At 47.1% G+C, this 22,800-nt stretch carries 16 protein-coding genes; 9 read left to right on the top strand and 7 right to left on the bottom strand.

What is annotated here, in order from left to right:
• Positions 1–256: 256 nt before the first annotated feature.
• The 4 genes from SFV55_RS18450 to SFV55_RS18435 all read right to left on the bottom strand — a co-directional run bounded on the left by SFV55_RS18450 (position 257) and on the right by SFV55_RS18435 (position 8,609).
• Positions 257–2,050, bottom strand: coding sequence for an ABC transporter ATP-binding protein (locus SFV55_RS18450; RefSeq protein WP_320031011.1), 1,794 nt, complete (start codon positions 2,048–2,050; stop codon positions 257–259).
• A 120-nt stretch (positions 2,051–2,170) separates the two neighbouring features.
• On the bottom strand, positions 2,171–3,625 hold the full coding sequence (locus tag SFV55_RS18445; protein ID WP_320031010.1) for a gluconokinase: 1,455 nt from the start codon (positions 3,623–3,625) through the stop codon (positions 2,171–2,173).
• A 256-nt stretch (positions 3,626–3,881) separates the two neighbouring features.
• The gene (locus SFV55_RS18440) at positions 3,882–5,402 is read right to left on the bottom strand and encodes a SusD/RagB family nutrient-binding outer membrane lipoprotein (RefSeq protein ID WP_320031009.1); all 1,521 of its coding nucleotides are present in this window, start codon (positions 5,400–5,402) and stop codon (positions 3,882–3,884) included.
• Between the two features lie 12 nt (positions 5,403–5,414).
• The gene (locus SFV55_RS18435) at positions 5,415–8,609 is read right to left on the bottom strand and encodes a SusC/RagA family TonB-linked outer membrane protein (RefSeq protein WP_320031008.1); all 3,195 of its coding nucleotides are present in this window, start codon (positions 8,607–8,609) and stop codon (positions 5,415–5,417) included.
• 213 nt (positions 8,610–8,822) lie between these two features.
• On the opposite strand from SFV55_RS18435, the gene SFV55_RS18430 reads away from it, so the two are divergent.
• From SFV55_RS18430 to SFV55_RS18420, 3 genes are all read left to right on the top strand, one after another.
• Positions 8,823–9,704, top strand: a complete 882-nt coding sequence (locus SFV55_RS18430) for an AraC family transcriptional regulator (protein ID WP_320031007.1) — start codon at positions 8,823–8,825, stop codon at positions 9,702–9,704.
• A 126-nt stretch (positions 9,705–9,830) separates the two neighbouring features.
• Positions 9,831–11,342: a gluconokinase gene (locus tag SFV55_RS18425; protein ID WP_320031006.1), complete on the top strand. Its 1,512-nt coding sequence runs from the start codon at positions 9,831–9,833 to the stop codon at positions 11,340–11,342.
• 113 nt (positions 11,343–11,455) lie between these two features.
• Positions 11,456–12,337: a hypothetical protein gene (locus SFV55_RS18420; RefSeq protein WP_320031005.1), complete on the top strand. Its 882-nt coding sequence runs from the start codon at positions 11,456–11,458 to the stop codon at positions 12,335–12,337.
• A gap of 26 nt (positions 12,338–12,363) precedes the next feature.
• Here SFV55_RS18420 and SFV55_RS18415 read toward each other — a convergent pair whose 3' ends face one another.
• The gene (locus SFV55_RS18415; protein WP_320031004.1) at positions 12,364–13,341 is read right to left on the bottom strand and encodes a T9SS type A sorting domain-containing protein; all 978 of its coding nucleotides are present in this window, start codon (positions 13,339–13,341) and stop codon (positions 12,364–12,366) included.
• Positions 13,342–13,575: 234 nt separating this feature from the next.
• Between SFV55_RS18415 and SFV55_RS18410 the strand changes: the two genes are divergently transcribed.
• From SFV55_RS18410 to SFV55_RS18400, 3 genes are all read left to right on the top strand, one after another.
• Positions 13,576–14,301 (top strand): TIGR00730 family Rossman fold protein, encoded by a 726-nt coding sequence (locus tag SFV55_RS18410; protein ID WP_320031003.1) that lies wholly within the window; start codon positions 13,576–13,578, stop codon positions 14,299–14,301.
• A 44-nt stretch (positions 14,302–14,345) separates the two neighbouring features.
• Complete coding sequence (locus tag SFV55_RS18405) at positions 14,346–15,686, top strand: lanthionine synthetase LanC family protein (protein ID WP_320031002.1); 1,341 nt, start codon at positions 14,346–14,348, stop codon at positions 15,684–15,686.
• A 351-nt stretch (positions 15,687–16,037) separates the two neighbouring features.
• Entirely contained in the window at positions 16,038–16,289 is a 252-nt protein-coding gene (locus SFV55_RS18400; protein ID WP_320031001.1) for an acyl carrier protein, read from the top strand.
• A gap of 74 nt (positions 16,290–16,363) precedes the next feature.
• Here SFV55_RS18400 and SFV55_RS18395 read toward each other — a convergent pair whose 3' ends face one another.
• The gene (locus SFV55_RS18395; protein ID WP_320031000.1) at positions 16,364–17,686 is read right to left on the bottom strand and encodes a Gfo/Idh/MocA family oxidoreductase; all 1,323 of its coding nucleotides are present in this window, start codon (positions 17,684–17,686) and stop codon (positions 16,364–16,366) included.
• Positions 17,687–17,854: 168 nt separating this feature from the next.
• On the opposite strand from SFV55_RS18395, the gene SFV55_RS18390 reads away from it, so the two are divergent.
• Entirely contained in the window at positions 17,855–18,805 is a 951-nt protein-coding gene (locus tag SFV55_RS18390; protein WP_320030999.1) for a sterol desaturase family protein, read from the top strand.
• A gap of 89 nt (positions 18,806–18,894) precedes the next feature.
• Here the strand turns inward: SFV55_RS18390 and SFV55_RS18385 are convergent, their stop codons facing one another.
• On the bottom strand, positions 18,895–21,915 hold the full coding sequence (locus SFV55_RS18385; protein ID WP_320030998.1) for a gliding motility-associated C-terminal domain-containing protein: 3,021 nt from the start codon (positions 21,913–21,915) through the stop codon (positions 18,895–18,897).
• A 231-nt stretch (positions 21,916–22,146) separates the two neighbouring features.
• Between SFV55_RS18385 and SFV55_RS18380 the strand changes: the two genes are divergently transcribed.
• Together SFV55_RS18380 and rpmF are read left to right on the top strand one after the other, a co-directional pair.
• Positions 22,147–22,710 carry a DUF177 domain-containing protein gene (locus tag SFV55_RS18380; protein WP_320030997.1) on the top strand — a complete coding sequence of 188 codons (564 nt, stop codon included), beginning with the start codon at positions 22,147–22,149 and terminating at the stop codon, positions 22,708–22,710.
• Positions 22,711–22,731: 21 nt separating this feature from the next.
• On the top strand, positions 22,732–22,800 hold a 69-nt coding region (gene rpmF / locus SFV55_RS18375), incomplete at its 3' end, for a 50S ribosomal protein L32 (protein WP_320031012.1).

Here is a 22,800-nt window from a genome sequence, read left to right as displayed (position 1 = left end):
CGCGGATTTTCCTCGAATACACGCTCTCAAATCTCCGTTGGTTTCTCTCGTGATCCACTGCTTTGGTTGTTTTAATTTACCGGATAAATAAGATTACCACTGTACAAAAGTAAGTAATTGCCTGAATAATCAAAGAATTCGCAAAAAAAGTTCCCTCCTGAAGTCTGGAGGCAGTTCAGTGACATAGAATAAAACCCCAAGGGTGAAGGGGTTAGCCCTGCTAACTAAAAATGAGTTTACAGAAAATTAACGCGCACTATTCCAGGGTTGACGCAGGAACTTCTTCGGTTTGTTTTTCAAAAAGATCGGCGTAATAGCCCTTGTTTTGGAGTAAGGTTTCGTGCGTTCCTGCTTCTACTATTCTGGAACCGTCCATTACGATGATTTGATCAAATTGTAAAAGGGAATAAATCCGGTGCGTAATGATGATGGCCGTTTTGTTGGCCAGGGCAGTGGTAAAATATTCCAGTACCTGTTTTTCAGTATTGGTATCCACCGCGCTGAGGCAGTCGTCGAGGATTACAATATCCGGCTGTTTGATCAGGGCGCGGGCAATGGATACCCGCTGCTTTTGTCCACCCGAGAGCGTCACCCCACGTTCGCCCACCATGGTATCGAAACCTTGTGGCAGTTCCATAATGTCGTTGTAAACGGAGGCGTAGCGGGCAAAATCTTCGATTTCCGGCTGTGGTGCGTCCCTTTTTCCGAAGGCAATATTGGCCGAGATGGTGTCTGAAAACAGGAACACATCCTGGGGCACATAACCAATACGCTGGCGAATCTTGGCCAGGTCGTGGGTCGCCAGAGCCTGTCCGTCCAGCAAAATTTGACCCTCGCTCACGTCATACATGCGCAGAAGCAAGTCAGCAATGGTGGTTTTGCCGGCCCCGGTCCGCCCGATGATGGCCATTTTTTGGCCGGGCGCCAATTTAAAGTTGATGTTTTGCAAAGCGGTAATGCCCGTATCTGGATAGGTAAAGGTCACGTTTTGGAATTCGATTTCTCCCTTCAGGTCTTCTGTATTGTGTCCGATGTTGGTGATGCTCGGTTGGGTTTTTAAAAACTCATTGATGCGCTTTTGAGAAGCTGCTGCCTGTTGTACAATCGAGGCAATCCAACCGATGGCGGTTACGGGCCAGGTCAGCATATTGACATAAATGATAAACTCGGCAATGTTTCCCGGGGTGATGGTACCTTTGACTACCTGTAGGCCACCAAAATACACCACTAGCAGCGTACTAACACCAAGCAGCAACAGCATGAGTGGGAAAAACAAGGAGTTGGTCAGCGCCAAACGTAAGGACTGACGCTTGAATCGATCACTTTGCTCCGCAAAATGTTTGACGGTAGGGGCTTCCTGTACATAAGACTTGACCACCCGAATCCCCGAATAAACTTCCTGAGCCGTACTATTGAGCACGGCCAATTGTTTTTGAATTTTTTCACTCTGCCGGTTGATGAGGGTGCTCACATAATAAATGGACAAGGATAAAAAGGGCAATGGAATCAAACAATACAAGGTCAACTCCGGACTAACCACCAGCATGGAAGAAATGACCAGAATGAACAAGGAAACCAGGTTTACTCCATACAAAATGGCCGGCCCCAGGTACATCCGCACCTTGTTTACATCTTCAGTAATGCGGGCCATGAGGTCGCCGGTGTTGTTGCGCTTGTAAAAGGCCAGATCGAGCTTTTCGTAATGGGCAAACACTTCCTTGCGAATGTCGTACTCCATCAAACGCGACATCACGATGATGGTTTGGCGCATCCAATACATGAACAAACCCATGACCACCGCCAGTACCAATACCAAGAGGCCAAAGTAAAACAGTTGTTGCCCGAGCATCGCAAAGAACTCACCTTCAAGCGCTGTCCCCTGGTACACCCGGTACAGGTACAGGTTTTCTACCACCAAATCCAGCGCCTCGCGGATGGTCTGGGGTTGTAAAACCCGGAAGTAATTGGACAGGGAGACAAACAAAAAGCCGAGAAAAAAATGCCGACGGTATCTCCAAAAATACTTGTTCAGGTAAGCTAATTGCTTCATGTTGAGTCAGGATGCGGGTGTTCGAGGGTACAAAGATGCACAATAAGTTGGAAACCCGCAAATGGAGAGTTTTGTTGAGGGATAAATGAACCTTAATCAGGATTTTATTGGAAATTTAGCCTATTGAGGTGTAAGTTCCCAACTACCTACCTTTTTTAAATTGTTCAACATCGGATACACCTCCCGAAAACGCTCAAACGCAGCAGCGTACACCTCCGCATTCGCCGGATTCGGTTCAAAAACCAGCTCCTCCCCTGCTTGCTCCTTACATTCCAGGCCAAGGGCTTTGCAGCCCAATAGCACTGCTCCCCAGGCAGAACCTTCTACCGTTTCGGCAAGGATGACCCGCATTTGAAACACATCAGCTACAATTTGTACCCACAACTCACTTTTGGCAAAACCGCCGCTGGCGCAGATTTCCATGTTTGCCCGATCAGCTTCCGTAGGGAGCAACACTTCGGCAATATGGCGCAACCCCAACACGATGCCTTCCAAGGCAGCGCGTACAAAATGCTCCTGGCGATGCTGGATACTCAAGCCCAACATACAGCCCCGGGCATTGGCATCCCAAATGGGCGCTCTTTCTCCCAATAAGTAAGGTACAAACAACAAACCATCCGCTCCGGCAGGTACTGTTCCAGCCTGCTCGAATAAAGTTTCATAGCTCGCTTCGCTGCGCAATACGTTTTCCTTCAGCCATTGCAAAATCACTGCACCATTGTTGACCGCGCCCAGACTCAGGTATTGATCGTCGATTAGGTGATAACACTGGGTGCGCATTTCTGGGTCTACCTTAGGACCGCGAACGGGAAGGCGGATAGCACCACTGGTACCAATGGTCAAAGCCATTTTACCAACGCCAATAGCCCCGGTGCCCAAACTGGCCAAAGGGCCATCTCCGGCACCGATGACCAGGGTATATTGTCCATTTAAACTTTTAGTAAAATAAGTGGAGGGAACAACTGCTGAAAGTTGATCAGGTCTGATTTCGAGGTCTTTAAGGATTTCCTCATCCCAATCAAGGCTTTCCAAATTCATCATCCCGGTACCTGAGGCCATCGAAGTATCAACCTGATACATTCCAGTCAGGTGATGCCAGACGTACTCTTTGGCGCTGATGAACTTGTGTGCTTTTTCAAAAACTTCCGGTGCTTCCTCTTTGAACCACCACAATTTGGTAAGGGGACTAAAGGTATGTAGTGGAATTCCTGTTCTTTGGTAAATGTATGGCCCCTCTTCGGAATCTTTTAATCTTTCGGCCTGATTTGCAGCGCGGTTATCCGCCCACAACAAACAGTCCGTCAGGGGCTTCCCCTGTTCATCCAACAACAACAAACTGTGCATCGCAGCACTAAAACTAACAAAACTGGCTTCTGGGAAACGTTGATTTACTTCCTGCAAACAGTCGATTACTGCTTGAAGCAAGTCCTCAGGTTTTTGAATGCTCCAGGTGGGTTGAGGGTGGTACATGGGGTATTCCCGACTCGTTTGGTACAATACTTGCCCAACTGGAGAAAAAACCACCGCTTTGGTCGCAGTAGTACCAATGTCAATGCCGATGTATGAATGAACCATTTTTACAGTTGAACTTGCTCCGAAAAGTCTAAGGGCGGCAAAGTTATCAGAGTTGAAGAAAGTACAGGCCATTCGGTATAAAAAAAATACCATCTGAGTTTTTTTAACCGAACAGCCTCTTCGGACAAAACACTATTTGATTCAATTGAATTGCGAAATGTAGGGGCAACCGCAAGGGTTGCCCCTACATTGGATGTTGTGCAGCAATATCGGGTTACCCCAACACACCCTCACACAATCACACCCACACCCTATCTTACTTATCCCACCAAACGCGGCTATCCAGGTCATCGGCGCCCTGGCGGCCAACTGCCTGATCGACATTGGCTTTGTTGACCGAAATTTCGGAGTTGGGATAAGTTAAGCGGCGAATAAATGCCCCCTTAATGGCTTTCCCAGGGAAAGGATTAGGCGCAAGTACAGGAAATCCACTTCTGCGGAAATTGGCAAAAGCTTCAGGTCCATTCAGGAATGAAGCAATCCAGTACTGGGTATTGATTTGCTCCAGGGCTTTGCTGGCATCAAATGGATTGGCCGTCAGGTAGGCATCGATGGCACTACTAGCTATGGCAGATCTGGCATCGTACAAGGCCATTTGTTCCATGTGTAAGCGGATTGCTTTTTGGTAAGTCTGCTCAATATTGCCAGTTCCCCAACCTCTTTGGATGGCTTCGGCTACCAACAATTGAGTTTGAGCAGCCGTAACCAAAAACATCGGTGCGGTATTTTTGACCATCCGGGTACGGTCGACTTGAGAAAAGTCGTAAAAACTGGCCAATCCGGCTTTGGTGGCTTCTGCTACGATACCACTGTTGTCAAAACCAAGGGGCATACCAATCTGTACAGCTGGATCGATGTTGGCCTTTGCTGCACTTTGTTCAGGCCCTGATTTGGCCCCTACATAACGCACCGCAATAGAGCCCAAGCGGGGATCACTGGTGTTTTTCAGGTGGTCGGCAAAGGGTTTTGCCAGGTAAAAGTTGTTGGCTTCCGTTGAATTCAACATTTGTCCGATCCCATTGACGTAGTTGGCATCGTGCCGAATCACACAATTGTCAGCATTGGCATCGATCAAGGCTCCTTGCAGTGCCTTTTGTACGGTTGATTGTGCCAAAGCCGCATCTACCTTCACCAGACGCATCCCAGCCCGCAGGAGCAGGGAGTTGCCCAATTTTTTCCATTGAGTAATGTTGCCACCGTACAAGACATCGGCTGTTTCAACTGTTTTAGAGGCATCCAATGCTGCGGTTGCTTCCGTCAGTTCCTTGATCAGCGCAGTGTAGATGGACTGCTGGGAGTCGTATTTTGGCAAAAGCACCTGTTCGATGTATCCTTTGCCTGCTTCAGTATAAGGGACATCGCCGTAGGTGTCGGTCATCACCATAAAAGCGTGAGCCAGCCAAATCCGCGACATGTTGTACAAATTAGTCCGAGTAGGCAAATTTTTAGCCGCTTCAAGAGCGTCAACGGTATTCCGAATCGTTGAGCGGTAATAACGCTGCCAGGAAGCCTGGGTCGCATCGCGGTTGTCCTGGTTAAAATTGGCCCCAGTCAATACCCCCGAGTTGGGAGAGATCATCTGCTGAACGATTCCAATCTCGTATTGTACCGTTGTGGCCACAAACGAGGAATTGATCACAGCATTGTTCAACAAAAACACCGGGTTGACGCTGGTAGCTGCCGTTTGATTGATGTTGAGGTCATCAAAACCTTCATCACAGGCAGTCATGGCCAGCATCGATAATAAGAGAAACGTATAGAGAAAGTTCTTTTTCATGTGCTGGTTCTTTTAGAATTTAACATTGAGGTTAAAGCCAATACTCCGGGTAGAAGGCAAGCCTGTAGATTCCATACCAATCAGGTTGTCGGAGCTGTAGCCAAAGGTTTCTGGATCGATGTTGTCCACCCATTTTTTGAGCATCAACACGTTGTTGGCTACAAAGCTGAGTTTTAATCCTTTGATGATGGAATTGGCAGGCAAATGTTTGCCAAAGTCGTATCCTGCAGTAATCTGGCGCAATTTCCAGTACCCGCCATTGTACACAACAGGTTCGATCAAAGCCAAGGAGCGTACTACTTCCCAGTAAGGCTGTACATTGGCTTTTACGGTATTGACTTCCCCTTTATCGTTCACGCCTTCACCAATGATACCTCCCTCAGCACGGCCAGGTAAGGTCATCTTGTGCAAACCATGGCGTACCGCGTTAAAGTTGGTACCAGAGAGCATCATATTGCCCAGTTTGAAGTCAATCAGGAAAGAAACACTCAGGTTTTTGTAAGTGAATCCGTTGTTGATCCCGCCAACCCACTTAGGTAGGGCAGAACCGAAAGAAATTAGATCAGTGGTACGCAGCGGAATCCCGTTGCCGCCAAAAATGATGCGGCCCTGGGCATCCCGGCGGTAGCCAAAGCCATAAATCTGGCCCATCTCCTGACCTACCACCTGACGCAATTCCCCATTGAATACGTGGGTACCTACGGTGATGCGTTCCCCGGGCTTATCGGTCAACAAGCTCAATACCTTGGTGATGTTGTAAGATCCGTTAAAACTCAGGTCCCAGCGGAAGTTGGAAGTACGTACAGGTACGAGGTTTAACAACATTTCCACCCCATTGTTGCGGCTTTTCCCCGAGTTGATCAGGGTATTGGTAAAGCCGGAAGCGTCGGAAATCTGGGCAGATACAATCTGGTCGTTGGTGGTTTTTTGGTACACCGCAGCATCCAAGGAAACCCGGTTGTCGAACATTTTCAGTTCGATCCCGATTTCAGCTTCGGTTGCACGCATAGGACGCAGGCCTGCATTGGGTAGGGTAAGGCCTTGTGAGCCACCTACTGGTTGTAAGGCCCCTGATGGGTTCGGGTACAAGTTCGCATTGATGCCATAGAACAGGTTGTTGGCATAAGGAGAAACGTCGGTATCACTACCTACTTCTGCATAGGCTGCGCGGAGTTTTCCAAACTTCAACCATTTTGGTGCTTTCCCAAATGCCTCAGAGAAGACAAAGCTACCCGATACAGAGGGATAACTGATGCTGCGGTTTTCGGGAGAAAGGGTTGAAAACCAGTCATTCCGCATGGTGACGTTCACATACAGAACCCGATTGTACGAAACCTCAGCTGAACCATATACGGAATTCACCGCCCGTTCGGAGAGGCCATAAATTGGGTCTTTTACCCGACCATTCATTACCGTATACAAATCACGCACTACAAAGTCGGTAACGAGTACGGAATTCAGATCCGAACGCCGGTACATCTGGTTGCCCCCCACGTTGAAATCAAATCCGATCTTGCCAAAAGTACGGGTACCAGAAAGCAAGATATCCATGTTGGTTTCCCGGAAACGGCGCGACTCCTGAGTATACGTTCCATTGACAAAACCCGCTGGAGCAGCCGCAAGTGAAGCATGACCAGTAGGGAAGTTGTTGAAATCCTGATCCCGGGACCAGTAATCCTGGCCTACCCGGCCTTGCACGAATAACCAAGGGGTCAGGTTATACTTAACGGCCAGGTTGCCAAAAAGGCGATCGCGACGGATGTTTTGGAACTGTTCGGCAAGTGTCCAATAAGGGTTGGTCCGGTTGCGGAAACGAGAGTACACAAATTCATTACCATTCGCATCGTACTTTTTTTCATCCAGCAAGTCCAGTGGCATGGAGTTGGCCATGTTGTACAGTGCTGTAGGTATAGAGTTGTCCTGGTTGGCAATATTCGGTGGATTTTGGTTGTACTCGTTGGAGTAATTGATGTTGCCAGAGAAACTGATTTTACTGGACAAATCATAGCCAAAGCCCACGTTGATGGTTTTGCGGTTGAACTTGTTGTTCGGTACGATCCCCTGGTTGTCCATATTGGAAAAAGAAAGATTGAATCCTCCTTTGTCGCCACCAGTGGACAGAGACAAGGTGTTGGTCAGGTTAGAACCATTTTGGAAAAATTTTCTGATCCGATCCCGAACGGGCTCATATGGCACAGAGACTCCATCAAACAAAACCTGAGTCATACCTGGCTGGAATTTTTCTCCAAAGGACCACTGGCCAGAAGTAGGGTTGGGCGCAGTAGGACGCACACCGTTTTCACCCTGACCATACTCGTATTGATAATCCGTAAAATCCAGCGGCGTTTCATTGGTATAGTTGGAGTTAAAAGTAACCCCAATTCCCTTGCCAGTCCCTTTAGATTTGGTGGTGATCATGATGACCCCATCCTTGGCACGAGAGCCGTAAAGTGCCGCAGCAGTGGCACCTTTCAGGATGGTCATACTTTCGATGTCGTCCGGGTTGATGCTGGACAAACCATCGCCCCCATCTGAGGTATTCCCGCCTCCGCGTACGCCAATAGAGTTGTCGGCAGCAGCATTACCAGGGTTGGTACCAAAGTTGGTGTTGTCAATGGGCACCCCGTTCACAACGATCAAAGGGTTATTTTGGCCAGAAATGGAAGACTGACCCCGAATCCGGATTTTTGAGGTTCCCGCAGGCCCTGTACCCAGTCCGGAAATGTTCACCCCTGCTACTTTACCTTGCAGGGTGTTAATAAAGTTGGGTGAACGGTTTTCAGTGAGCGCCTCCGCTCCAACCGTAGTGGTGGCGTAGCCCAACTTTTTCGATTCCTTGCGGATACCCAAAGCAGTTACAACCATTTCATCCAATTGCAGGATGGATTCTTGCATGGTCACTACGATTTGGGTGCGATTGCCTACCCTTTCATAAACAGTAGTGAAACCCGTTGAGCTGAAAGCAAGGGTATCATTGCTATTGGCAGCAATACTAAAAGTGCCATTCACCTCGGTAACCGTGCCCCGAGTAGTTCCTTTTACCAGAACCAATACCCCGGGAATACCTACCCCCGAGTTGTCATTGACGGTACCCGTAACTTGTTGAGCGACGAGGAAATTGGTAAAAAACAAAAATAAGCCGGCAAGTAACGCGCCTCTGGGAAAACTAATGCCCCAGAGCTGACCAATGAGTTGATTTTGTTCCATGATCCGATGATTAGGTTTTAAAAGTGCGTATTAATTCATTACAAATGTCATGGATTCGAAACAATCTAACTTCCATATATACCTGGCGGCGAATTTTGTACTTTTTTGCTCAAAGTTTAACTTATTTTTGTTGGAAATTAGCTTTGATAAGCTAGCTAGATTTTATGTACTCAAGCTTGCTTGCGGTGGATAAAATCTTTTTTGAAGCCGACTATGAATTACTTATTGTTGTTGCAACAAGGCGAGGCGGAACAACTTCGAAATTTTCCTTACATCACTGAGTTAGTAAAACTTAAAGTCCAGAACATACAATTAAATTCATTTACCATCAAAACTCATCCTGAGCTCAGGGTGGGTTTGATTACCGAAGGAAAATTCGATTGGAACATTGCAGGACAAGGTTACACCCTTTTTCCTGGAGATACTGCATTGGCCTGTCCTTGGCAGGCAATTGGTAGTGCTAAAGGGGTAATGGATATTGGCACCCTGACCTGGATCGGCGTTCAACCTGAATATTTTGACGCCCAGGGAAAGTTGCAATTGGGTGCCTGGAGTGGCATCTCCGAATCGGAGCAGGGGGTAATGGGGAAAATTTTGGCCATGAACAAAACGCCAGTATTGACCCGCTTTGGAGCTGGCGCTACCATATTACAAAGCATTGAATACGAAATCATGCAGCAAGAGATGGGCTTTCGTACGAGAGTCAATCACCTGCTGGATGAGTTATTGATAGAAATGGTGCGACACCTGAGCAAGGCCGAAAATTTCAGGCGGGATTTCCCCCAAATCTTCATGAAACTGGAGCAAACCCTGCGCAGTAACCTCGCTCATCCCTGGACGGTGGAAGAAATGGCCGGCCTGGTAGGTTTGGGCACCACGGCATTTACGGAAAAAGTAAAGGTGTTTACAGGGTTCTCCCCCTTGCATTACCTCATCAACCTGCGGATTGCGGAAGCCATCAAGTTATTGCGGCAGAGCAACCACAGTTTGACGCGGATTGCACTCGAAACGGGGTTTTACTCCTCACAGCACTTTTCTTCAACTTTTAAAAAACTGACGGGCTATACGCCACGGGCGTACCGAAAGAACCAGTAATGAAAACAACATAAGCCACCAAGACACTAAGGTGCCAAGTTAAACTAGTAAAAGAGTGGCATGTAGTGTCTTCGAGTCTTTGTGGCAGTAAATAGCCTATTTTGCCTAATGATATAACCGACGATCATGGATTGTATTCTTACCATTGACATCAATACTTCGGCAGTTCGAATCCATGCATTTGACCTCAGTGGAAAAGTATTGGGCATGCGTAAAGGTTCGTATCCCACTTTTCACCCCCAAGCAGATTACAGTGAGCAAGACCCCGAACAGGTTTTTATCACGACCTTGTACGTATTGAAAAACTTCCTGAACGAGCAGATTCACCCGCAAAAATACAAGGTGCAAGCCATCTGCTTTTGTGCAGCCATGCATAGTGTGTTGGCAGTGGATAAAAATGGACGCCCCCTGGGTAATGCTGTCATCTGGGCCGACAACCGGGCCATCCGGCAATCCAAGATGCTGAAAAATAGCCCTGAATGCCAGGGCATTTACAACACTACTGGAACGCCAATCCACCCCATGTCACCGCTGGCCAAAATCGCCTGGATGCAGCAACAAGACCCGGAACGTTTCAATCAAGCTTATAAGTTCATCTCGCTCAAGGAGTACATCATTTTACAATTGACGGGGGAATACCTCGTTGATCACAGCATCGCTTCTTCTACCGGGCTTTTTGACATCCACCAATTGGCGTGGAATGAGCAGTCCCTGAATTTTGCGGGCATCGACAAAGAGCGCTTATCCACTCCTGTTTCGATCTATTTTGATGAAGTTGGCCTAAAAAAAGAGTATTGCAAATCCTTGCACCTGGCCAGTACGACCAAGGTGATTTTGGGCTCCAGCGATGGCTGTTCGGCCACTTTGGGCTCGGGAGACATTCGCCACAAAAGGGCCACCGTCACCATTGCTTCCAGTGGGGCCGTGCGGGTAGCGGGCAAAGAGTTTTTGGCCGACGAGCAGCAACGCTTTTTCAATTACCTGCTTGCCGACGATTACTTTATTTCGGGTGGGCCCAGCAACAATGTCGGGGTGGCTTTTGATTGGTTTACCCAGCAGTTTGGCAATTTTCACCAAGGCCAGGAATTTGAACAGGTGCGGGAAGAGTTGATCCGGGACGCGCTGTATGTGCCCGCCGGAGCCAAGGGGCTGTTGTTCTTGCCTTATTTATTGGGCGAACGAGCCCCGATTTGGAACGCCAACGCCCGGGGCGTATTTTTTGGCCTCAACATCACTCACGAACCCAAACACCTGCTGCGGGCTTGTGTAGAAGGAATTTTACTGGAGATGTACAGCATTGGCAAACTGCTAAGTACACAGCGTTCTTTTGACAGCATCAGCATGACGGGTTCTTACGCCAGTGTGCCGCTGTTTGCACAAATCCTGACTGATATTTATGGCCTACCAGTACAAGTCAATACCACCGTGGACAGCATTGCGCAAGGCACGGCTTTGATCGCCTTTACCCAAATGGGCTATTTTAGTGGTTTGGAGGAAGCTTCAGCCAGTACCCATTTTACGGGAACGTATAGCCCGGATGTGCAAAATCACGACTTGTACATGAAGTACTTTGAGGTTTTTGAACGCTTGAGTGGGAAGTTGGAGGAGGAGTTCGAGTTGATTGCGGGCTTGCAGTGATCAATGGGTAGGGCGAATTGCGGAAATTTGCCCTGGTCAAAAGTTGTATAAAGTGACGTGACTCGGAATTTGAGATGATCTAATTTGCATTGAAATAGTCCTCAATGTAAATTATGGCAAACAACTACGATCGGATTTTTAAGGAGAACATCGAACCTTTACTTTTGCATTTGTTAAAGAAATTGCTGGGGTTATCGCCTCCTAAGCTCGTTCCTATAGATGCAAAAATGCAGGCAACTCAGGAAGCAGAAATGGACAATATCAGGAGAGTTGTCCATGATGACGTAAATTTAGACTACGGCCTGCAAATTGAGTTTCATGTTAGTGATGAAGATTTACGAAAACGCAATTTTCTGCATTACGCCCTTTTCCACCAGATTACAGCTCTACCCTTGAGGCAAATTGTTATTTATGGCGGTATGGGCCTGGGCACTCAAATCAAGAAAAATTACCTGTCGCTTAGTGGTTTGGAATTTCAGTTTGAAGTAATAGTATTAAAAAACATACCCAAAGAGGTGTTTTTAAACTCAGCTATTCCCGAGGAAGTGATTCTGGCTATTCTTTGCGATTTTGGACAAGATGCGCCAGATGTGGTCATTAGGCAAATTTTGAGCAGCCTAAACAAAATCCTAAAAGGCTCTTTCAGAGTCAAAAAGTATCAAAAACAATTGTTAATTTTATCACGTTTAAGGAAAATGGAAATCATTGTAAAAACTCAAGTTGAAGCCATGACTATTCATTATGACATCGAAACCGATGGGCTATATCTACAAGGGATTGAGCAAGGTAGAGAAGAAGGAATTGAGCTTGAAAAGCAGGAGTTCATTCAAACACTCTGGTCACTCCAGGAGTTTTCATTGGAAAAAATGGCTATGATGGTCAAGAGCCCAGTGGAAAAAGTGAATGAAGTAATAGTGAGCTTATTACAAGCCGAGGGTTTGAATGAAGTAGAAGCACTCGCAGTTGTGGAACAATACAAAGCCAAGTTTGACTAAATAAATTATCCTTATCTGCGCATTTCTTAATTTGATTTGATTATTTTTTTACAAAGGCTCACTCTCCCTTCTTTGGAACGAATTTGGGCAAAATAAACACCCGGAGACATAGTTGAGACATCCAATTGAACCAGGGAGGCATCCAACTGCTTTTGTAATACCACCCGCCCCATAACATCCATCAGCAGAACGCTTGAGGTGTTTTTATTCAGGTTTAAATCATGTTGAATAAAAAGTTTTTCAACGGCAGGATTGGGGTAAATGTTTATCGCTCTGGGATCTTCTATGGTCTTCACATCATCGACAATATCCACAAAACAGTTGCCTTTGTACAAATCAGGATGGGTATAAAGCAAAGTTTCATTCTGTTTGAAACAAAGTAAGTCTAGAAAGACTTGAGGGGTAACTGGCACAAACATAGTATTGCTTATATCAGGAAAAAAGCCGAGCGTACTTCCAATGCCTTCTATCCAGGAATAGGCGTACCTCCCCATAAAAACACCGTTGTCTGGCTTTCTACCTATTTCAAAATTGAATCTTGCTCGCCTTACCTGATCATCATACACAACCGTGTCTATGGAAGCAAGCCGAAAAAGTACACACCTGAGAGCGTTGGGGTTACAATTCGGTGATGATTCACCAATCCAACCAACAGGGAGATTGAAATCATACAATAACCGTGGAATGAGCTCACCTTTGTCTATAAAAAATACACGGTTTGATTCATTGATGTAAGCACCAACATATTGTGCAGAGTCAATCCTAAATGCTTTGCCTGTGTCGACATATAATTTTGCAAAAACCTTGCTTTGTATGATAGTGTCTCCTTTGGGAGCATAGTGGGAAGTGATATAAACTGGATCATGGTCACCGACTACTGTAACTACTCTACTCCATTCCGCATTTTTAGTGGGAAAAGGCAAGTAATTTTGGGCTGACACCTCAGCTAAGAGCAATAAACAGCCACCTACCGCCCAGCAAAATAGTTGAATCATTTTTCGCATAATAACTCATTTTAAATGATCCCGGCTGTTGATTAGCAAGTCAAATAACAATTAAAATGCAAAATGGGCACTATTCCGCATAAGCGCAAGAGCCAAGCAAAGCTTTAAAAGCCAATGGCCGACAATGCAAAGTATTTAACATTCAATACAAACTTTCCCCACTTTTCCCCGCCTACATTTCCCAAAAAAAACTATATTTCCGTCCTTTTTCTTTTCAAAAACGACCAGAAACGTATGTCGGAAAACAAACCAACAACCCAAGCGCACCCCCACATGAAGGAGTGGTCGCAGGAACTGAAGGGCCAGAATTCCTGGACCATGTTCAAGGTGATATCAGAATTTGTGGAGGGCTTCGAGACCTTGAACGTCATTGGCCCCTGTGTGTCCATCTTCGGATCGGCGCGGACCAAACCCGACAACAATTATTACAAACTCGCCATAGACATTGCCCGGCGTTTGACCATCGAAGGTTACGGCGTCATCACCGGCGGCGGCCCGGGGATCATGGAAGCAGGCAATAAGGGTGCGACTTTGTATGGCGGCAAATCGGTGGGTTTGAACATCAGTTTGCCTTTTGAACAAAACAACAACCCCTACATCGACAACGATAAAAACCTGCACTTCCGCTATTTTTTCATCCGCAAGGTCATGTTTGTCAAGTATGCGCAGGCCTTTGTAGCCTTACCCGGTGGTTTTGGTACCATCGATGAAGTATTTGAAGTGCTCACTTTGATCCAAACCAAAAAAATCAACAAAGTGCCGGTGATCCTGGTGGGCACCAAGTACTGGTCGGGCCTCAAGCAGTGGATGTATGATGTGATGCAGGAAGAGGAACACAACATCTCGCCTGGCGATCTGGATTTGTTGCCCCTCACCGACGATCCCGAAGAGGTCATTAAAATCATCAATGACTTTTATGGGCATACCAATAAACTAAAGCCGAACTTTGAGCTGTTATAGCGGGGAACAATACTTTATGTTATTTTTCTAAAAACCAATTGCCAATGCGCCTTCGCAGCAGTATCATCGGCTTGTCTTTGCTTTTTTTTGTGGTTCAGCTTCAAGCCCAAAGCGGCCTGGCCGACAGCATCCAACGCATCCATTTGTGGTTGCACCAACACGTCAAAACCAGTGCGGAAGGCAGCAGCTGGCCCGTCATTCCGGGGGATAGTGGTGGGCGGATCAGTTTGGATTTGTACAGCGGTGTCCCTGGCATCGTGTTGTTTTACCTGGAAGCTCATCATGCCACCAATCGGCCAGAATACTTGGAAGAAGCCAAAAAGGGGGCCAATTTTTTGTTGGCCCGTTTGCCCGAAGAATTGAGTGAAATGGATGCCCAAGGTAAAACCGGGCTTTTTTCCGGGATTTGTGGAGTAGGATTTACCTTGCAGGAGGTTTTCAAAGCGACCAAGGATACCAAATACAATGAAGGTTTTCAACGGGTTCTCAAATTGTTGCTCAATGCGGCCGACACCCGGGGCGAAATAACCCACTGGGGCTACGTCACCGATATCATTGCGGGCAATGCGGGCATTGGTCTGTTCCTGCTGTATGCTTACCGCGAAACCAAAAATTTCACCTACCTCGAACTAGCCGCCAATACCTGCAACTGGCTCATCAATGCGGCCCAACGCATCAGTACCGAGCAGTGGAAATGGCGCATGTGGCCTGGTGCGGAAAGAACCATGCCCAATTTCTCCCACGGCACCGCCGGAGTAGCCTATTTCGCTGCCGAAGTTTTCGCCATTTTGGAAGAGGGTCGGTACTTGCGGGTAGCCTTGAATGGGGCCAGGTATTTGCAAACTTTAAAAAATGCAGAAGGCCTGATTCCCCACCACGAAGAAGGTGATGGCAAACAGCTCTTTTATTACGGGTATTGCCATGGGCCAGTTGGCACGGCGCGTTTGTATTACGTGTTGTACAATTCCTATAAAAAAGAGCGCAAAACCTGGGAAAAGCCCTGGAAAGAAGCGATCAATACGCTCTTAAAATCGCCCATTCCACAGGAGCGTACGCCAGGATTTTGGAACAATGTGAGCCAATGTTGTGGCAATGCCGGAGTCGCCGAATTCTTTCTTACCCTGTATCGCATGGAAGGGAAAAAGAAATACCGCAATTACGCCTGGCTCCACACCCAGGACTTACTCAACCGGGCCACCTCCGATGCCCAGGGCCTGCGCTGGATCCAGGCTGAGAACCGTTCAGAACCCGAAGCCTTAGCCGCCCAAACCGGGTACATGCAAGGGGCCGCGGGTATTGGCATCCTGCTTTGTCATTGGTTGGAATTGGAACAAGGCAAAAAACAATTGATCCGTTTACCCGATGAACCTTACCGAAACTTTTGAAAATTAGGTTTACAATTCAAGGCTAAAAATCCTCATTTCAGCACAGTTTAGCGTCACTTCACTGGGTTTTGTCAAAAATATTGTCACTTCCAGGCAACCTATCCCTATCTGGATTCGTTCTTTATTCGATTTTGGATGGATAAAGAAACCAAATTCTACAGACTGTTGTCTTACTGTGGGGCGACAAAAAAACAAGTGATCATTTTGCCAGAGGATTAGATAAGGAAACGTTTCATTTCAAGTGTCTTATCTAATCCTCTGGCTCAGGAAAAATGATCACTTGTTTTTGCCCCACTACGAATGATCCTGTTAACCCAAATATTTCATCACCTAAACTGTGAAACTGTGGTAATGGCTAAAAAGAGCAAATGGACCGCCGAGGACCGTATCATTGAATTGATAGCCTGGGAACTCAACATCCCTTCCTCGCGCATTAACCCCCACACTGACCTCGTTGACGATTTGTACCTAGACTCGGTTGACAAAGACTTATTGATTGCAAAATTAGAATCTCAATTCGGTGTTTTTCTCAACCAAGAACAAGCCGCAAAAATTGATACGGTAAGAGATGCTAGTTTTTTCCTGCAGCAAAATGCAGCTTGAAAGTGAAAAGTGAAAAGTGAAAAATGAAAAGCATGATCTTAGGCTTCTAAAACTAACTTTTCACTTTTCACTTTTCACTTTTCACTTAATTTATACCCATTCTCATACTTCTTCTCCAAATACCGATTCCCCTCTTTCTCCGCAAATTTTCCCTTTTCAGGAATCCAATGCAAAGTTTGTCCACTGCGGTAGGCGATATTGCCCATTTGGCTGACTACACAGGCTCGTGCGCCAATTCCGATGCTTGCTTTAGCCGCCTCGGGCTCTTTTATGGTTACTGCTTCCAGAAAATTTTGGACGTGTAAATCCAGGCCAAAGGAGTTTTTCGCCTTTTGAGAGGGAATGGCTTCTATGGCCTTGTTGTGCGGAATGACTTCCCAATCTTCCCGACTGATCACCAGGGTGCCGTTCTCCCCAATGAATGCGGCACCTTGCCCCCGGTTGTAATTGCCCAGGCCGATGCCCATCATGTGTTCCCAGGTCAGGGTAAAGTCGCGGAAATTGTACACAGTGGTAAGTGTATCAGGGGTTTCTTGCGCATCGTCAGGGTAGCCCAGTTTTCCCCCTGCGGCCATGATGGTATGGGGCATCTCGGGCTCCATAAATTGCAAAACGGTATCGATCATGTGCACCCCCCAATCAGTCATCACCCCCCCGGCATAGTCCCAATACCAGCGAAAATTACCATGAAAGCGATTGGGGTTAAAAGGCCGTTTGGGAGCGGGACCTAACCACAAGTTGTAATCCACACCCGCAGGAACGGGACCATCAGGCGCTTTGGGTATGCTGGATTTCCAACCAACATAGGCCCAGGCTTTGGTGCTGCGCACACGGCCCAATTTGCCGGAACGCAGGAATTGCCGGGCATCTTCCAGGTGAGGTTGACTGCGTTGCCACTGCCCAACCTGAACAACTCGTCCTGAGCGTGCCGCCGCTAGTTCCATCACCCTTACTTCAGCCAAGGAGTTGCCAATGGGCTTTTCCACGTATACATCCTTTCCCGCCGATAAAGCATCCAAAAACATCAAACAATGCCAGTGATCGGGTGTACCGATGATCACCAGGTCTACAGCGGGGTCAGCCAACAGATCTTGGTAGGCTTTGTATAGTTTTGGTGCAGGCAAACCTGCTTTTTCCAGGTCAGCCTTGCGGCGCGTAAGCACATTATTGTCTACATCACAAAGGGCCGCACAAAAACATTGGTCATTTTTCAAAAAAGACTGCAGATCGACAAAGCCCATCCCATTGCAGCCAATCAAGCCTACTCCAATGCGATCATTGGGGTCAATGGATTTACGTCGCGCAGCAATGAGCTCTAAGGGTAAAGTGCCCATTAGTCCTGCCCCAAGTACCAATTGGCCCGTTTGTTGAATGAATTTTCTTCGTGATTGCTGCATGGCCTGATTTTTTAATGCAGTTTTTTCTAAAAAACGAAGTTTAAGATACACAATAGTTTATTCACCAAAAATTTTGACGTTTTTTTAATCTTCTCTCCCTATTGCGCGACCAGGCCCCAGGCGTTACCTTTGCCTCTCTTTTTTACCCGATTATTCCACATTGTTGTTATGGAGCAGCTAAGCGGTAGCTTTAAGGAATTGGGCCTGGTGACTCTCACGACCCCGGTATGCGCTATTTTGATTTTGCTCGAGATGTATTTGAGCAATCGGCAGGAAAAACCTGTATATACCTGGCGCGATACCTTCACCAATGTTTACCTCACCATTTGCCAAATGGGAGTGGATGCCCTTACCCGTAGAATTCCCACCTACCTGGCCTTGGATTATGTATACCAGCACCAGGTATTCCAAATTCAGAACCCGGTTTGGTACTGGATTTGGCTGATGATTGGGCAAGACTTTTGTTTTTACTGGATTCATCGGCTGGAACATACCTGCCGCTTTTTCTGGGCGGTACACGTAACCCACCATTCCTCGGAGCAATTCAATTTTTCGGTAGGTTTTCGTTCCTCGGTACTGGAGCCCATTTACCGCTTTGTTTTTTATTTGCCACTACCCTTGATGGGCTTCGAAGCCAAAGATTTGTTTTTGGCTTTTTCCATCACCCAGATATACGGCATTTTGGTGCACACCCACGCGGTGAAGAGTATTCCCATTTATGAATGGTTGTTTGTGACTCCCTCCCATCACCGGGTCCATCATGCTTCCAATGTGCGTTATTTGGACAAAAACATTGGAATGCTATTGATCATTTGGGATAAATTGTTTGGTACTTATGAAGCCGAAAGAGCGGATGAGCCCATAAAATACGGTTTGGTTAGCCTCCCTGACAACAGTGGTTGGTTTAAAGTTATTTTCCACGAGTACATCGCCATTTGGAATGATGTTTTTGTCAAACACCGCGACTTGCCCTGGCGCTTACGCCTGGGATACGTGTTTGGCCCTCCGGGATGGAGCCACGATGGAAGCACCAAAACCTCCCGACAACTGCAAGCAGGATTGATAGATGAGGATAAAAACAGCGCAGGTTTTGGGGGGAATGCGGTCTTTCAACCTTAATTCTATACTACTACCCTAGTAATCGGACTGAAGTGTAGGAAAAATTCACCCTAAACCCAATACTACTCAATAGATAAAAGCAGTACATCTCAACGCAGCAAGGTCAGGGAGCCTCGAATGATTTCGGTTTTGCCAGTACGCAACAGGGCTTCCGCTACAAAGACATACACCCCGACCGAGGCTTTTTCACCGTTGACCATCCCATCCCAGCCACTCTCGGGAGTGTTGCTCAAATTTTCAGCTGCAAAAACCAGGTTGCCCCAGCGGTCAAATATCTTCATTGCGCTGATTTTTTCTACTTCCTGGGCGTAATACAAGGTGAAATAATCATTCTGGTTGTCACCATTGGGACTAAAGGCATTCGGGGCATAAATGCGCAGGCGTTTTTCTACCAAAACCATCAGGTTATCGCGCAGCACGCAGCCATTGGCACTTCTTACAGTAAGTTGAAAAACCGTAGTAGTGCTCGGCCGGGCGACGATGGCCGCCGAATCCAGGCTTTGCAATCCAGTACCAGGTTGCCAAGTGATCGAACTAGGTGTGAAATTGATTTGTGGTTTGATCAAAACACTATCTCCCGCAAAAATGCTGCGATCGGGACCAAGGTCCAGACTCAATTCGGAAGAATTGGGAACCCGAACGGTTCGGGTAGCAATACAATTGTTGCCATCACTGATCCGCAAGGTCCGATTGCCTGAAGCCAGGTCAGAGATGGTGAGCGGTCCGCCAAAAGGGGCAAACGCTGCTCCATCCAAGGAATAAGCATATGGCCCCCCTGCACCCGAAATATTAAGGATGCGCAATTGGTTTTTTTGCCCGGGACAAACTGCGGTATCCAAAGCATATTGAAAGCGCAAGGAATCAGGTTCAATCAGGGTAACGCTTACCGGAGCTGCCTCACAACCAACACTATCCCTGGCCACCACCTCATAGGTTCCTGGCCCAAGATTGCTGATGATCTGCGTGTTCTGGTTGTTGTTCCAGGTATACCGATAAGGGGCCACCCCCCCTCTCGCCTCTGCAATTGCCGCACCATCAGCGGCGCCAAAGCAACTGATGTTGTAGCGGCCAAAGTTAGTGGTAGCTCTTGCCGTGGCAATGGGTTCACTGATGGTAATGGTCGCTGAACTATTGGGATTGGCTTCACAAGATCCTGTGCTTGTTTTTACCGACAACAAGGTAAAAGTTGAAGTTTTAGATAAAATAACTGGCAAAACGGTCCCATTTCGAACATTGTTAAAAGGGATCGTGTCCATGCCGTTGCTAATGATCAGGTTAAAAAGGCTGCCGCCGCTCAATTGAAAGCGCAAATTGCCTGCTCCTCCGCCACAAATGGTTGTATCTCCGCTCAAGGTGCCATTGGGGCGGGGTGAAAAGCTCAAATCTACCGAGATGATGCTGTCGCAGCCCGCAGTAGTGGATAAAAATTCGATGCCCCTCGGGCGGTTTTCATCATACACCTGTCCATTGACAATGAGTTGCTCTCCCAGGCACAATTCGCGGCGAATCAGGGTCGTATCACTTTCCTGGTTCAAAATATTGACCATCGCATCAATCAATGCCGGGCAGCCATTGCCATCTATGATGGAGGAAAAAAGGATGCTTGCCATTCCGGTACGTGAAGGGCAAAATACCAGCGAGTCCTGGTTTGAATTGGCCACCAGCCCATCTGGTTGAACGTTCCCACCCTCATTTACGATAAAACCCAAAATAAATGGTGCCTTGCCCTGAAATGAAAGCGGCAAGCGGGTACAAGTTCCACCACAAAGGGTGTCCCCTGCTGGCACCACCAGACTAGGAGGATTGGCCAGTTGCAATACTACGGGTACAGCCCGACTACGGCATACCCCGTCGGTAGTTATGGCATAAACACTTGTGGCGCCAGAGCTAAACTGGTCGGGGTTGAAGATGGTGTCGCGCAAGTTTTGATCCCGGTACCATTGCACGGCCAATCCAGTATTGCCACGAATCTGGCCATCCAGAGCAGTCAGGGCGAAGGTAGCCTGAGCACTGCCATTGGTACAAGCCACTACTGGATCTACAATGGGTTGAATGCTTACCCCTGGGGTAATCGTAACAGTAGTCGGTCGGGCAAAATTGGAGTAAACCGGACATGAATTGGCATCAGTAACCGAGACGATAAAAAAGGTAGTGGTCTCCCCTACCCTTACGGAAATGGAATCATTGTTTTGAGCCTGTGCCACTTGGAAGGTATCCAAACCATCACTGTACTCCAGGATAAAGGGCCCTCCCGTGCTTGGCAGGGTCAAACGCAGCACTTCATCAATGGTATCACAGCCCTGGCAAGTAGTACATTTTAATTCAATGCCACTGTTCGCGATGTTAAACCGCAATGGAACAGGAGGTAAATTGGCGCAGGAGCTGGCCGTCCGCCAATTGACCGGATTGCCAATCCGGGAAATCCATTCCAGTTGAGTGCTTGCTGTACTGGGACCATTGTAGGCAATGAAGTCGGTCGCACTGCCGGTCGGGGCCATATTGAAGCAATTGGCCACATCGGGGTGTAATTTGGACTCCTGAGGTGAATCGTCATTGAACCATTGCGCTTTGGTATTGAATCCGAACAAAATCCGACCGCCAGTATACGTTGCATCGTGGCTAAAATTGCCAGCAGTCCCGGTTCCCTGATTCCAGGTGCCCCCTTGCATGAAATAAAATTGGTCGCCACCAGAATTAAGATTGACTGAATTGGTACTTCCTAGTGCACTAAAACTCCAGGTATCATCTGGTAGAATTCCGCGATAAGTTATACTGCCTACTGGAGGAAATTCAAAAGTAATCACAGTACCTGCCGGGATCGCGTTCCCACTGCGGGTTGCTCGAACAAATCCCTCAGAATTCCCCCAACGCCCAGGATTCAAACGCTCCCAGCCATTGTCCGTAATGTCGATACTGGTACCTGCGGTAATATCTTTAAAACAAATAAAACTAATCCGGTCAACGGCTGTTCCGCTACATAACGAATTATTGGCATTCACTTGAATAATGGCAAGGTCACCAGGTTCTAAGCGCGTTTGGGCTTTTATCCAAAACACTTGAATACAAAAAAATGCAGTGATAAAGATTGGCCGTATGCATGATGGCTTCATGGAAAAAAATAATTTTAGGTATGGGCGGACGCTGAAGTTTTTGGGGCGGTTCTTAAGTTTTGGGGCTAAAAAATATGAGCAAACTACCTTGAACTTTTCGAACCCTGATTCTTCCTCTCCAACGTCGAACTTTGCTTTCAAAGTGTTAAGCTTAGATTAAGTTTATTTTCAGTTTTTTTTTTCCTAAAAAGACTTATCTTTGCGGACACTTTTGACAAAAGTTCTTTAACAATGAATGGGCTCATACCTTTTTCCTTACCAATCAAGGGTTTGCGTAATGGGGTACACGAGTTCCAGTATGAGGTAGGAGCTGAGTTTTTTGCCGAGTTCCCGGATTCGCCGGTGCAAGATGGAAAACTTTCTTTAAAAGTTATACTGGATAAACAACCAACGCTCTTTGTGCTCGATTTTGACTTCGCAGGAACCGTCCGCACGGATTGTGACCGCTGCCTGGCCGAAATTGATCTTCCAATTGCCGATCGACAATCATTGATCGTCAAACTCAGTGAAGAAAACGAAGTGGAAGACGATGAAGTGGTTTACATCCACCCTGAATCTTCGGAGTTGAACATTGGAACCTTTGCCTACGAATTCATCATTCTGGCAATCCCCATGACCCGAACATACGATTGTGGAGCGGATAACTACCGGCAATGCAATCGGGAAATGCTCGACTTGTTGAGCAAAAACCTGGTGGACAGTACCGATGCCCAGGACAATCCAGAAGCCGGAGAAAACCCGATATGGAGCGCCCTCAAAGATTTGAATATTAATAACACTAACGAACGGGATTGATTCCCGATAAATTTTGGAACGATGGCACATCCCAAGAGTAGAGGATCGAAGCAGAGAAAGCATAAGCGTAGAACGCACTTTAAAACGGTT

Origin of the sequence: Haliscomenobacter sp. (assembly GCF_033763495.1) — a bacterium.
Taxonomy (GTDB): Bacteria; Bacteroidota; Bacteroidia; order Chitinophagales; family Saprospiraceae; genus Haliscomenobacter.
Note: the sequence above shows the minus strand (reverse complement) of the source record. Positions and strands in the feature narration are given on the sequence as shown.

What these genes read in the sequence shown, in the direction of transcription:
- SFV55_RS18390 (WP_320030999.1), top strand. Translation starts at nt 17,855, where the DNA reads ATGGAGCAGCTAAGCGGTAGCTTTAAGGAATTGGGCCTGGTGACTCTC.
- SFV55_RS18415 (WP_320031004.1), bottom strand. Translation starts at nt 13,341, where the DNA reads ATGCGAAAAATGATTCAACTATTTTGCTGGGCGGTAGGTGGCTGTTTA.
- SFV55_RS18450 (WP_320031011.1), bottom strand. Translation starts at nt 2,050, where the DNA reads ATGAAGCAATTAGCTTACCTGAACAAGTATTTTTGGAGATACCGTCGG.
- SFV55_RS18435 (WP_320031008.1), bottom strand. Translation starts at nt 8,609, where the DNA reads ATGGAACAAAATCAACTCATTGGTCAGCTCTGGGGCATTAGTTTTCCC.
- SFV55_RS18425 (WP_320031006.1), top strand. Translation starts at nt 9,831, where the DNA reads ATGGATTGTATTCTTACCATTGACATCAATACTTCGGCAGTTCGAATC.
- SFV55_RS18380 (WP_320030997.1), top strand. Translation starts at nt 22,147, where the DNA reads ATGAATGGGCTCATACCTTTTTCCTTACCAATCAAGGGTTTGCGTAAT.
- SFV55_RS18405 (WP_320031002.1), top strand. Translation starts at nt 14,346, where the DNA reads ATGCGCCTTCGCAGCAGTATCATCGGCTTGTCTTTGCTTTTTTTTGTG.
- SFV55_RS18445 (WP_320031010.1), bottom strand. Translation starts at nt 3,625, where the DNA reads ATGGTTCATTCATACATCGGCATTGACATTGGTACTACTGCGACCAAA.
- SFV55_RS18400 (WP_320031001.1), top strand. Translation starts at nt 16,038, where the DNA reads ATGGCTAAAAAGAGCAAATGGACCGCCGAGGACCGTATCATTGAATTG.
- SFV55_RS18430 (WP_320031007.1), top strand. Translation starts at nt 8,823, where the DNA reads ATGAATTACTTATTGTTGTTGCAACAAGGCGAGGCGGAACAACTTCGA.
- SFV55_RS18440 (WP_320031009.1), bottom strand. Translation starts at nt 5,402, where the DNA reads ATGAAAAAGAACTTTCTCTATACGTTTCTCTTATTATCGATGCTGGCC.
- SFV55_RS18385 (WP_320030998.1), bottom strand. Translation starts at nt 21,915, where the DNA reads ATGAAGCCATCATGCATACGGCCAATCTTTATCACTGCATTTTTTTGT.
- SFV55_RS18410 (WP_320031003.1), top strand. Translation starts at nt 13,576, where the DNA reads ATGTCGGAAAACAAACCAACAACCCAAGCGCACCCCCACATGAAGGAG.
- SFV55_RS18395 (WP_320031000.1), bottom strand. Translation starts at nt 17,686, where the DNA reads ATGCAGCAATCACGAAGAAAATTCATTCAACAAACGGGCCAATTGGTA.
- SFV55_RS18420 (WP_320031005.1), top strand. Translation starts at nt 11,456, where the DNA reads ATGGCAAACAACTACGATCGGATTTTTAAGGAGAACATCGAACCTTTA.